Annotated in this window: 10 protein-coding genes; all 10 read left to right on the forward strand. The window is 58.8% G+C overall.

All coding sequences use genetic code 11. From position 1 onward, the window contains the following. Nucleotides 1-32 precede the first annotated feature (32 nt). The 10 genes from DGA31_RS24055 (at nt 33) to DGA31_RS24105 (ending at nt 11862) form a co-directional block, all read left to right on the forward strand. Nucleotides 33-1697 (forward strand): putative bifunctional diguanylate cyclase/phosphodiesterase, encoded by a 1665-nt coding sequence (locus DGA31_RS24055; RefSeq protein WP_109514230.1) that lies wholly within the window; start codon nt 33-35, stop codon nt 1695-1697. Continuing rightward, the gene (locus DGA31_RS24060; protein ID WP_161959228.1) at nt 1697-2152 is read left to right on the forward strand and encodes a lytic transglycosylase domain-containing protein; all 456 of its coding nucleotides are present in this window, start codon (nt 1697-1699) and stop codon (nt 2150-2152) included. Before DGA31_RS24055 ends, DGA31_RS24060 begins: the two co-directional genes overlap by 1 nt. A 15-nt stretch (nt 2153-2167) precedes the next feature. Then, a complete protein-coding gene (locus DGA31_RS24065; RefSeq protein WP_161959229.1) occupies nt 2168-2659 on the forward strand; it encodes a lytic transglycosylase domain-containing protein in 492 nt (163 codons plus the stop codon). Nucleotides 2660-2694: 35 nt separating this feature from the next. Next, the gene (locus tag DGA31_RS24070; RefSeq protein ID WP_109514232.1) at nt 2695-3129 is read left to right on the forward strand and encodes a DotD/TraH family lipoprotein; all 435 of its coding nucleotides are present in this window, start codon (nt 2695-2697) and stop codon (nt 3127-3129) included. Continuing rightward, complete coding sequence (locus DGA31_RS24075; RefSeq protein WP_109514233.1) at nt 3126-3929, forward strand: type IV secretion system DotC family protein; 804 nt, start codon at nt 3126-3128, stop codon at nt 3927-3929. Before DGA31_RS24070 ends, DGA31_RS24075 begins: the two co-directional genes overlap by 4 nt. Further along, a complete protein-coding gene (gene traJ / locus DGA31_RS24080) occupies nt 3926-5089 on the forward strand; it encodes a plasmid transfer ATPase TraJ (RefSeq protein ID WP_109514234.1) in 1164 nt (387 codons plus the stop codon). Before DGA31_RS24075 ends, traJ begins: the two co-directional genes overlap by 4 nt. 37 nt (nt 5090-5126) lie before the next feature. Continuing rightward, nucleotides 5127-5345 (forward strand): hypothetical protein, encoded by a 219-nt coding sequence (locus tag DGA31_RS24085; protein ID WP_109514235.1) that lies wholly within the window; start codon nt 5127-5129, stop codon nt 5343-5345. Nucleotides 5346-5438: 93 nt separating this feature from the next. Then, nucleotides 5439-5729 carry an IcmT/TraK family protein gene (gene icmT / locus DGA31_RS24090; protein ID WP_109514236.1) on the forward strand — a complete coding sequence of 97 codons (291 nt, stop codon included), beginning with the start codon at nt 5439-5441 and terminating at the stop codon, nt 5727-5729. A gap of 3 nt (nt 5730-5732) precedes the next feature. Then, entirely contained in the window at nt 5733-11486 is a 5754-nt protein-coding gene (locus DGA31_RS30375; protein ID WP_241509643.1) for an LPD7 domain-containing protein, read from the forward strand. A gap of 22 nt (nt 11487-11508) precedes the next feature. Further along, nucleotides 11509-11862 carry a conjugal transfer protein gene (locus DGA31_RS24105; RefSeq protein WP_241509644.1) on the forward strand — a complete coding sequence of 118 codons (354 nt, stop codon included), beginning with the start codon at nt 11509-11511 and terminating at the stop codon, nt 11860-11862. Nucleotides 11863-11866: the final 4 nt, after the last annotated feature.

Here is an 11866-nt window from a genome sequence, read left to right on the forward strand (position 1 = left end):
TCTCTCCGTGTCTTTGCGTGTCGAGGTCTTCCATGTACCGAGAGTTACTTTCGAAACTTCCGGCTGCCGTGCTGTTTGTGCAGTCCGATCAGGCCAACATCACCTATGCCAACCTGGCAGCGATGGATTTTTTCTCACTCACCGACTGGACCAACCTGAGCGTCCAGGACCTGCTGGCCGATGAGGAACAGCGAGTTCAGTTCAAAGCCTTCAATGCCCCAGGTGCTGTGCAAGATGGCACCGATGAGTTTGCATTCAAAACTGCAGAGCAGGCGCACAAGCGCGCTTTAGTACGACGTTCCTCGATCACTGACGGTATCGCCTATCTAATTCAGGGCCTGGACGAGGCACTCAATAGTGTTCCCGGTCCCTGGCACGTTGCCCTGTTCGATCCTCTGACGGATCTGCCCAATCGCGAGCTGTTGCGCGATCGTATGCACCAGGCCATTCACACGGTGAGCCGCCTCGATCAAGCCTACCTGGGCGTGTTGTTCATCGATCTGGACCGGTTCAAGCACATCAATGACACCTACGGCCATGCTGCAGGTGATGCCGTCCTGGTCGAGATTGCGCTGCGCCTGCGCAGTTGCGTACGTGAGAGCGACACGGTGGCCAGACTCGGCGGCGATGAGTTCGTGGTTCTGGTGTGTAATCTGCGCGATACCCAGGAAACCGTGATTGTGGCCCAGCGCATCCTGGATGCCTGTGCCCGTCCCATCCTGGTCGGTGACAGCGTGCTGCAGATCAGTGCCAGCGTGGGTGTCGCTGCATGGCCTACCGACGGCACGAGTGTTGATGAGTTGCTGCACAATTCGGATATGGCCATGTACAGCAGCAAAGGCGAAGGTCGCAACACGCTGCGTTTCTATGACGCGCAGATGAATGCCAAGGCCGAGGCTCGTGCATTGATGGAAGCCGAGCTGAAGGTGGCCCTGAACGACGGTCACTTTGTCCTGCACTACCAGCCCCAGTTTTGTGCACGCTCCAACCGCATTGTTGCGGTTGAAGCGCTGATTCGTTGGGAACACCCGCTACGTGGCCTGGTGCCTCCGTCTTGCTTCATCCAGGTCGCGGAAGAAACCAACCTCATCACCCCTATCGGTGACTGGGTGCTTCGCGAAGCGGTACAGCAAGGCCGGCGCTGGAAAGACATGGGTCTTGATTTACGGGTCGCGGTCAATCTGTCGGGGCGGCAGTTTGTCGATGCCCTGCCCGAGCGGGTCAAAGAGGTGCTCACCCAGTTCGACTTTCCGGCCTCATTGCTGGAGTTGGAGCTGACAGAAAGCTTTCTGGTGACGGACACCGACAAGGCCGCGCGCATCCTGCATGCGTTACGCGACCTGGGCGTAAGGGTGGCCCTGGACGACTTCGGCACCGGGTGGTCTTCGCTCAACTACCTGAAGAACTTTCCGGTCGACACGCTGAAGATCGACCGCTCGTTCATCGGCACCTCGCCTAGCGAGTTTGATGGACGCATTGTGCGGGCCATCCTGGGCATTGCCCGTGAGTTCAACCTGAGCACATTGGCAGAAGGTGTGGAGACACACGAACAGATGAACAGCCTGCAAGCGCTGGGTTGCGATGCCTGGCAGGGCTACTTGTTGTCATGTGCCATTTCGGCAGACGACCTGACCGAGTTCTGCCGGCTGACCAATATGGCGACCGACCGGTTTGTAAGTGCACCGGAGCCACGCTGATGGACCTGTTGTCGCTGGTCCTTGTGTGTGCACCGTTTGTTTCCGGCAACACCATGATGGCGATCATGAAGCATGAGTCTGGCGGCAACCCCTGGGCGATTGGCGTTAACGGCAATCACCGTTTCAAGAAGCCGGACAGCTACCAGACGGCGGTCAGTGAAGCACGGCGCCTGATTGCGGCCGGAGCCAGCATCGACATGGGGCTGATGCAGATCAACTCCAAGACCATGAGCGGCCTGGGACTGACCGTTGAACAGACCTTTGATCCCTGCACCAATGTGTATGCCGGCGGGGTCGTCCTGACGCGTAATTACGTGCAGGCCAGCAAGAAATTCGACACTGAACAGGCTGCATTGCAAGCCGCCCTGTCGGCTTACAACACCGGCGACTTCCAACGTGGTGTGCGCAACGGCTATGTGGGCTATGTGCTGAAACAGGCCCGCGCGGCACCTTGAGGCTGGAGGACCACCATGAAAACGCTATGTCTGTACCTGCTCCTGCTGATGCCGCTGTCGGCGGGGGCCTTCTGTTTCAAGGAAGCCGGACAACGCTACAAGGTCGACCCGCTCCTGCTTCAAGCCATCGGCATTCAGGAGAGCGGTCTGCGGCAGGGCGCAACGAACAAGAATTACGATCGCCAGGGCAAGTTGCTCAGCACTGACTACGGCGTCATGCAGATCAACACGATCAATGCCAACCGCCTGGTCAGGATGGGCCTGATCAACCAGCCCGAAGACCTGCTAAGGAATGCCTGTTTCAACGTCCAGGCCGGCGCCTGGGTATTGGCCCAACACCTGCGGGTGTGCGGCAACACTTGGCGCTGCCTGGGCTCCTACAACGCCGGCTTTAAAAGTACCGCTGGGCAAGAAGCCAAACGGCTGCGGTATGCCCAGCGCGTTCGAGTGCTGTACGACCGCCTCAAAACGCAGAGCCCACCCCCAGCCAACCTGGCCATCCGCTAATAACTGCGTCCTGACAGGGATGTAGGGAGAATTTCATGAAGCATCTTCTTTTCACTGCCCCTGCGGTGGCCTTGCTGCTGGCTGGCTGTCAGGCGCAGAAACCCGCTACCCCTGATCCCGCCCTGGTGCGTCTGGTGGCCCAGCAACAGGTGCTGTGGCAGGAAGGCGTCATCAACACTGTCTCACCCCTGCCCGCCGATATGATTAAGGCCAACACCGACCAGGTGTCGGTCAACTGGTCCGGTGATGCCGTGGAGCTGCTGTCGCATCTGGCGGTGCAGCGTGGTGCCCGATTCAACTGGACAGGCGTGCGCCTGCCGCTGCCGGTCAACATTCATGTGCGCGGTGTTACCTACCAGAACCTGCTGCAGATGATCCGCATGCAAACGGCCTGGCGCGCTGACCTGCAGCAAATGCCCAGCCAGCTGACGCTTGCCTTCATGCCGGCGCAGGCCCCGGAGCAACCATGAAAAGATCGCTCCTGATCCTGGCCTTGCTGCAAGGTCTGATGGGCTGTGCCCAGATGCAGACAACCCGCACACCGGATGCGCCGGAAGGCATGGACAGTTACCTCAACCCCTCCAGACCCGATGCCTCGCAGGTTTCCGATACCCGTCGCCAGTTGCTTGAAGAAGCCGGGCATACCCTGGGCTTTCGCGGCGGCAAGGCTGAGCGAGCCTGGGAGCTTCGGCAGACGCTGGATGCGCGCTTTGGGCGGCTGGAGATCCTGTATGACTTCAAGACCCTGATCAGCAAACAGGGTTGGTTGCCGCCTGTGATCAGTGAGGCCATTGACGTGGCTCATATCACGCCCAATCAGATCCGCACATCGCACCAGGTGTACGAAATCGTGGTGCCGGAACGCTTCGTCAGTAACCCCCCGTCATGGCGGACCTGGCTACTGGCAGGCCTGGCGACGGTGGGACCGGACGGACCCGAGTCGTCGGTCATGCCGGAAAACAGCGTGCAAAAAAACCTGTGGCAATCCTCGATCAAGAAGGGCTGGGCCGAAGGCCGTGAGAGTGCCGACCGTATCCTGGAAGCCAATTTCAACCGCCTGAACCGCGACTACCGGGGCATGTTGTTGTACTCGCAACTGCTCAGGCAGGGCTTTATCACGCTGCCGGTGGTGAGCGATCAGCAACAGACGGTCACCGGCGACCGCCAGAAGCTGATGACCGGGGATCGGGTGCGCACCATCAAGCAAAACGCAGGCTTTGTGCCAGACAAGACCCAATGGAAACCTGTGATCAGGAAGGACAAGCCATGACCGAACCCACTGAATTTACCCCCTACCCCTTTGAAGGCGGGGTCAATGGCACCTCGATGCGTGAGTTTTTTGTCTGGTGTGCCCGACAAAATATCAGCGACATCCATATCCAGGGCGGCAACAACCTGGTGGTCGACCGTTACGGTCGCAAACGCCGAGCCAGCGCCTTTGTCCTGGCCGACGACTCGTTGTCCAAGGTGGTCGATGAGATTTTCAACCCAGAGATCCGAGCGACTGTGCGCGGCGGTCGCCCGGTCGACCGTGCCTTGCAACTGGATGGCGACATGTACAGCCGTTACGGGCTTGAGCGTGGTGAGCGGTTGCGTTTTCGCTGCAACTTTGTGCAGGCCACAGCAGGCCGGCTGGACAGCACGTTGGCACTGACCATGCGGATTATTCCTTCGGATATTCCGCCGCTGACCAGCATGGGCCTTGAGCCCGATCTATTCGATGCGCTGTTACCGCCCAATGGCCTGGGCATCCTGGGCGGGATTACAGGCTCCGGCAAAAGCACCCTGGCCGCTGCGGCCTACCGCTACTGCCTCGACACCGATCCGGACCGCAAGATCACTACCCTGGAAGATCCGATCGAGTTTGTCCTGGGCCAGGCCGATGACATTTTGCCGCCGACGCAGCTACAGATTGGGCGTGATGTAGGGGGCTACGCCGAAGGCATCCGGGCGGATCTACGCCGGGCACCGTCGATTATTGGCATCGGGGAAATGCGCGACTTTGAAACCTTCCAGGCCGGTGTGCTGGCCGGCCAACTGGGGCACTTCAACTTGACCACGATGCACATTCACTCACCAGGTGAGGCCATCCCGCGCTGCCTGACGATGGTGCCCTCGGAAATGCGCGAGTCTACGGCCCGAGACCTGCTAGGCGTGCTGCAGTACATCGTGGTGCAGAAGCTGCTGCGCACGACAGACGGAAAGCGCAAGGCGGTGCGTGAATACATCATCTTCGACGATCCCCTACGCGGGAAGCTGGGCGACATGCCTTATACCCAATGGGGCCAGCACATCGACGGCATTATTCGTGTCGAGGGCCGACGCATTGCAGATCAGGCCTGGCAGCTCTATCAGCAGGGACACATTGAGCAAAAAGACCTGAAGGAAGCCATGACCAGTCACCAGTTGCGCGAGTTCGAGAGCGCCTAACGCATTTTGTGTAGTCGCATTCCACGGAGGAAAGCCGATGTACGAGCATTCTAAAAACTGCACCGTGCGTGATCAGAAGGCGTTTCTGGACATTGTTGAACTGGTTGCCAGCAGCACACCCGAACAGGTGTGGGCCATGTACTGCTTTGCATCAGGCCTTGTGCAGTACGACATCGAAAGTGCGGTACTACTGATGATCGGCCAGGGCAACACTTCGTTTTCCAGGCAGTTCCCGCAACTGCGCAAACACGCCTGATCCCCACCTTTCCCGAAATCTGCGCTGATACATCCTGTTGTCGCCAAGACGACGGTATGGCTGTGTCCGGCGACTTTTCAGCGAGTGTTTTACATGGACACCAGAAAGAAGTCCGATCTTGAGGCTGGCTATTGGCGCAACGCTTCACGGCTACTCAACATTTATGGCGTCCCGGCGCCGCTGTTCCTGCTGTACATGCTGTTCTTTCGATTTCCCACTTTCAACACTGTGTACGTGGTGACCGGGGTGCTCATCGGGTTTCGTGTGCTCTCGCATTTTGGCTGGACGCTCAAGGTCTTGATTGCTCGACTGGTGTACCTGGTCCGGGGCAACAAGCTGTCCGGTCGTCCCTGGTGGTATCGGCGGTTCACCGAGAAGGACTAAAAAATGGCATTGTCTATTCAGGATGCGAAAAGACTCGTCACTGAGTTCTGCAAAACCTATCCCGTCGCTGCCAAAATTCAATACAAACTCAGAGTTACTCAAGAGGAAGCTTTAGATGAACCAAAAGCCACCATTGAACGAGCAGGAAGAATCCTCGGAGCCTATTTTCCTGGACGAGGATACGCCGCCTTCGCCGTCTCCAACTTTCGTAACGAAGACGACTTTAAGGGAACTCTTAGGCACGAAATACTCGGACATTATGGAATTAACTCGTTCAGTCCACGAGAAAAACGAGCGGTCCTAGGAGCAATAAGCGCTGGGCGAAAATCGCCCGGCTTGAGCATTATCTGGAATGAAGTAGACAAGCTTTATGTTGGCCTCAGTGAGCTGCGTAAAGCTGAAGAAGTCTTTGCGTTTGCGTGTGAGTCGATCGATCCAGATCGCCGGGTCAGTCATGCACCAGGCATGCAGGCATTGGAGAAAGCCTGCCTTACACGCGAGCGACCATTTACCTACGACGACTTGATCAATATCACGTCGATGGTGGCTGAAGGTTTTCATGACCGGTCCCGGTCGCAACAAACCTTCCCATCCTCTGATTCTGCGCAGTTCAAGCAGGAACATCCCATGAAAACCTCTGAATTCCCGGTCTGGCTGGCTGTGCCGCACGATGACCGCGATAAGGCGCGCTCGAGCGCTGGATTATTGCCAGATGGTCGACCGGCCATCGTTTACGACCAAGAAGCCAGATTGTGGTTTGCCCAACCGGGCTGCGACCTCAATCGTATCAATGAGTGGTTGCCTGACCGCAGCCGTCGCGCAGGTGGAGGTGATCCGGAAGCCCAGTTCCTGGATGCACTGACCGAGGCGGGCCTTGTGATCAAGGGCATGCCGATCATGGATGGCACCAAGCAGCGGGTGTCGACAGTCGATGGCAAGCCCGGCAATAAAAGCGGTGCGTACTGTGGCTTTCTGGATGGTCGTGCTGCGGGCTGGATGATCAATTACCACCGTGCCAATTCGGCCAAGGACATCATCAAGTGGGTATCCACAGGTGGTGATTCCGATCCGCTGAACTCATTGCACATCCGTGCCGGAGCCAGACAGTCCCAGGAGGACTCGGCTCGCGAGCGTGCGGCTCTGCATGAGCAGAACACGCAAGCGGCCAAACGGCTGTACGACAAATTACCCGGAGCCGACCCCGCGCACCCCTATCTGGTGCGTAAGGGAATCCCCCCTACGCCCGACCTTCGTCAAACACGAAACGGCGCCCTGGTGGTGCCGTTTTTTAATGCCCAGGGATTGTTCAAAACCCTGCAGTACATCCCTGAAACCGGCGACAAATACCTGTTCAAGGACGCTCCCAAGCACACGCACTTTCTTGTGGTGGGAGGGCCGCTCAACCCCGCACAACCAATCTTGTATGCCGAAGGCTATGCCACCGCGCGCAGCCTGAACCTGGCCACCGACCTGCCGGTGGTGATGACCATCGATGCGGGAAACATGGTGGCCGTGGCTGAGGTGCTGAACGAGCGCTACCCCGGAAGTCGCCACCTGTTCATGGCCGATTTCGATCATGCCAAGAAAGAAAACAAAGGGTTGGTCATGGCCACCCAGGCCGCCGAGCAAGTTGGCGGGCAAGTCCTTTACCCCGCTTTCAACGCCGACGAGATCGCTCGCGGCTTTACCGACTTCAACGACCTTCATCAGTCCCGAGGCCTGGACGCCGTGCGCGAACAGACCGCGTCGCTGATTTATCGGCATGACGAGGTGCCTTCCATGCAAGACAAGAACACGCTTGAGATTCCTGACGCAGCCCTCAGCGCCAATCAGAGCCCGGTCGCGCCGACCAACACCCCGGTGGCCGACCAGGCAGGCCAGGTAGTGCCGGTGACGACAGCGCAGTTTGAGCCTTTCAAAGAGGATCTGCCGGCAAGTCCGGCTCCAGAGGTGGAGCCGTTCAAAGACGATGTGCCGGTAGGACCAGCTCCAGTGCTGGAGCCGTTCAAAGACGATGTGCCAGCAGGACCGGCTCCAGCGTTGGAGCCGTTCAAAGAGGATGCTCCTGCGTCAGCCGATCGCAACCAGGTCAACGCAGCTGTTACCGATTCGGCCAACGCCGTACCGCAGAGTGCTCCGTCAGAGATCAAACTTGCCGGCGTTAACTATTCCGAGCTGGTTCTGGTACACGCGACACCCCGGATGCCCACCGTCAATTCCGACGGCAGTGTGGACATCAACAGTGCGTTTCATAACGCAGGCGGTTTTGATCAGAAGCCCGATTACTCACAGATGGATGGCCGCAAGCCTCAAGGGATGACTACCCGTGCATCGGTGCATTTCACACTGCAAGATCCGGTGAGTGATCATGCTTACGGCACATTTGAAGGGCGTGAATTTACAGTCTATGGACGCCTCAACAGTGCTGTAGAGGCAAACGGCGCACCCGAATCTCTCTTGACGTCCGACACCGCATTTTTCGCGCCGGACAAGGCTGTAAAATTGCCGGACGCTGTCGTTGTCCAACTCGACCTGGCAAGTCGTCTCAACGCAGACGAGTTTGCCAGGCCTGTCGACGGTGGCTGGCTCGTGGCAACTGCCATTACAGAACAGAACCGCTCCCAAGCCGAACAGTTGCTGACCCGCACTGAAATGAACAATCCAGGGCTCGGGGCTCTGGAAACGCTGACTTTCCTTCGATCCGCCGAAAACGGCGTTGCAGCCGGCGCCGAGGTTTCTAAAACGCTCGCGCTGAATAGCCTGGACGCGCCTACGATCAACAAGGCGATAGGCATTCGCCACGGGGCCAAGATCGGTTTTGATGGCTGGGCCTCATTCGCGGCACTGGAAGAGTTCAAGCATTCTTTGCCAGTCACAGCTGAAGAAAAGGCTGCCATTGTCGTGGGACGGCACGACTCGACTGATGGAGACAAGCTGAATACCTATTTCCGGGTATCACACACCGATGGTTTGTCCGATATAACCCAGAGCAAAAACCCAGCCATTGCCGCGTTCGCGGAGCAGCTGGTGAATAGCGATTTGCACCAGGTCATGCGTAATAATGAAATCCTGGCTGAACTCGCGCACGAACCCTACATTCTGCGCGACGATAACGGCGTTTCCAGTCGTGGTATGGCGGCATCGTTCTTCGATCAACAGGAGACGTTCTACCAGTCTCCCAAGCTTGGCCAGGTTTCGCAGGTGGACGTGCTGCAAGCGATAGCCGGTGCGGAGCCGGCGCAGATCCAGGCCATCCAGCAGAATTTGCTGACTCGTGGCCTGCACACAGAAGACATGCGTAATGGTGATGCGAAGTTGGCAGAGGCGCTTGGTATCGTGGCTCCGCAACAGACATCCAGTCAGCCCCCGCTGCCAGGCTCGCCGGGCGCGCAGTCGTCTCTAGGGCCGGATGTGCCGCCACCGTTTCCTGATGCTGTGGCAAGCCCTTTACCACCGTTGCCAGGTTCACCTGATGCGCAGCCGCCTCTTGGGCCGGATGTACCACCGCCGTTTCCTGATGCTGTGGCAAGCCCTTTACCACCGTTGCCAGGTTCACCTGATGCGCAGCCGCCTCTAGGGCCGGATGTGCCGCCACCGTTTCCTGATGCTGTGGCAAGCCCTCTACCACCGCTGCCAGGTTCGCCGGGTGCGCAGCCGCCTCTAGGGCCGGATGTGCCGCCACCGTTTCCTGATGCTGTGGCAAGCCCTCTACCACCGCTGCCAGGTTCGCCGGGTGCGCAGACGCCTCTTGGGCCGGATGTGCCGCCACCGTTTCCTGATGTTGTGGCAAGCCCTCTACCACCGCTGCCAGGTTCGCCGGGTGCGCAGACGCCTATTGGGCCGGATGTGCCACCGCCATTCCTTGATACCGTTGTGGTATCGGCACCGCTTGATGCACAGCCCGCTCCAGAGAAAACGCAGGCAGCAACCGGGCCGCAGCGTGACATCCCTGATGTTTACGCCGAGCCCATCGAAGTGATGCCTGCACCCGGTCTTACGCCACCTGTGGCCAAGGAAAAACCGGCAGAGGTGCTTGACCTGCCGGAATGGCCACGTCGTTCTGTCACGGAAACCGAGGCGCCTGCGCAGACTGTTGCCGACACGATCCACGTCGGTGCCCGCATTGGTAAGGACACGCCGGCTGTACCGCAGCCGACCGGCAATATCGATAAAGACGCGTTGTTGTCTCGCATTACCCGCGAGCCGCAAGGTGACACGGTGCTGTACAAGCTCGACGCAGAGCCGGCCTTTCATGACCGTGGATCGCGTCTGGAGATGGTGCCCGGTGCCGGCCAGAGTGATGAAAAGGTGATGGCCGCGCTGCTCACCGCTGCCCAGTTCTACCGGGGGCAGATCGAACTGACCGGCAGCGATGCTTTCAAGGCCAAGGCGATCGGCCTGATTGCCGAACACCAGATCAACGTCACCATGAAAAACCCGGTGCAGCAGATGATGCTGGAGCAGGCGCGTGAGCGCCTGGACATGAAGCCGGTGGTGCCGGAGGCGGTGCATGGCGTCACCCCACCGCCTTATGAGCCCAGGACGGTGGCCCCCATTGCGCCGGAAAAAGCGAATGTGGCCAACGATCCACCCGCGCCGGTTATTCCGGCGCCGGCCACACAACAGGTGCCCGCTCAACCTGCCCCCCCGGTAGAGGTAAAAAAACCGGAGGCAAGTGCTCCTGCCGCAACGGCAATCGCACCGCAGGTCGCGGCGCCTGTCGCTGCAGTACCTGCCAAACCCGCAGTGCTGCTCGATCCGGCTGTTCATCAGTCGCCACAGGCCGCTGAAAAAGGCATCACCGGCAAGGTCATCAGTTGCGGCCCTGCACCGTTTCGTTTCGAGGCCAGCAACGCTGAAAGTATTCACATCAAGCTGCGTACCAAGGCCGGTACACAGACTTTCTGGGGCAAGGAACTGGCCGGATTGCTGCGCGAAACGCGCATTCAGCCGGGCAAGATGGCGACCCTGCAATGGCTTGGTCAGAACGATGTTGTTGTCAAAAAGCCGGTCAAAAATGATGAAGGCGTGACTGTCCGCTTTGAAGACAAAAACGCCAAACGCAACCAGTGGTCGCTGGCCTTGCTCAACGGCCCTGCCGTGCGCACCGGCACGGATGAAGGCGTGAAGCTGGGCGCTTACGACGCGACACGCTTTGCCATGATCCAGAACTCGGTCATGTCTCAGCTCAATGTGCCGATCGAGGCGCCTGTACTGCCCAAGGATGGCCTGTTCTGGATGACGCCGAACGGTCAGGGCAGTGCCAAGACGGGCGACGAACTTTCGGCGCCGCGTCCGCAAGTCGATGCCGAAAACGCTGGAAAGCTAGTCATGAGCAGTTGGTCGAGCGATGGGCACCTTGACATGGCCCTGTTCCGGGGTGACGGACCTTATCTGCAGGGTGTGGTGCGTCAGGAGGACCGTTACCAACATGTGCTTGTCAGCCTGCCAGGCCATTCCGAAGCCCCGCCCATGGTGTTCAACTCGGTCACTGAGCAAGGTCTGATCCCAATCGGCGTTGGTAACGGCATCAACCGTTCAGGTGGTGAGCCGGTACAGCGCGACCATGTCGCCTTCAAGCTGGAAGGAGATGCGACGACCCGTGTGGCCAAACTGGACTTTCCCGCGCAACTGCCACCAACCCTGCATAGCCGCCTAGGTTTCAACGAGCGCTACAAGGATGACAACACACTCCCAAAGTCCACGGCGCCGGCAGCGGCACCATCGGCCAAGCCCAACGAAATGCGCCCTGCATAACATCTGATCTGAGGGATACATCATGTTGAAGAAAAGCACGCGTATCGCGTTGCTGACGGCAGTGTGTTGTCTGCCGGCCATTGCAGACGCGGCGACCTGTCGCGCTGCCCAGGCTGCCCAGGTGGGCAGTCAGGCCGGCTATGACGAGGCCAAACGGGCCGATGAGGCGTGGGCTGAGCGTGAGCGCAATGTCTCCGACCAGTTGCAGGGCTGCCTGTCGCGTATTCAGACCACCAGCATCAGCTTGCCTTCCTTTCCCAGCCTGCAAAGCATCATGACGCAGGTGTCGGAAAAGATTTGTCAGGCCGCCGTGGACAAGATCAACAGCCATATCCCTAACAGTATGGATCCCTGGCAGAAGTATCAGATGCCTTGAAGGG

The sequence above is a fragment of the Pseudomonas ovata genome (assembly GCF_003131185.1).
GTDB lineage: Bacteria > Pseudomonadota > Gammaproteobacteria > Pseudomonadales > Pseudomonadaceae > Aquipseudomonas > Aquipseudomonas ovata.

What these genes read in the sequence shown, in the direction of transcription:
- DGA31_RS24055 (WP_109514230.1), top strand. Translation starts at nt 33, where the DNA reads ATGTACCGAGAGTTACTTTCGAAACTTCCGGCTGCCGTGCTGTTTGTG.
- DGA31_RS24060 (WP_161959228.1), top strand. Translation starts at nt 1,697, where the DNA reads ATGGACCTGTTGTCGCTGGTCCTTGTGTGTGCACCGTTTGTTTCCGGC.
- DGA31_RS24065 (WP_161959229.1), top strand. Translation starts at nt 2,168, where the DNA reads ATGAAAACGCTATGTCTGTACCTGCTCCTGCTGATGCCGCTGTCGGCG.
- DGA31_RS24070 (WP_109514232.1), top strand. Translation starts at nt 2,695, where the DNA reads ATGAAGCATCTTCTTTTCACTGCCCCTGCGGTGGCCTTGCTGCTGGCT.
- DGA31_RS24075 (WP_109514233.1), top strand. Translation starts at nt 3,126, where the DNA reads ATGAAAAGATCGCTCCTGATCCTGGCCTTGCTGCAAGGTCTGATGGGC.
- traJ (WP_109514234.1), top strand. Translation starts at nt 3,926, where the DNA reads ATGACCGAACCCACTGAATTTACCCCCTACCCCTTTGAAGGCGGGGTC.
- DGA31_RS24085 (WP_109514235.1), top strand. Translation starts at nt 5,127, where the DNA reads ATGTACGAGCATTCTAAAAACTGCACCGTGCGTGATCAGAAGGCGTTT.
- icmT (WP_109514236.1), top strand. Translation starts at nt 5,439, where the DNA reads ATGGACACCAGAAAGAAGTCCGATCTTGAGGCTGGCTATTGGCGCAAC.
- DGA31_RS30375 (WP_241509643.1), top strand. Translation starts at nt 5,733, where the DNA reads ATGGCATTGTCTATTCAGGATGCGAAAAGACTCGTCACTGAGTTCTGC.
- DGA31_RS24105 (WP_241509644.1), top strand. Translation starts at nt 11,509, where the DNA reads ATGTTGAAGAAAAGCACGCGTATCGCGTTGCTGACGGCAGTGTGTTGT.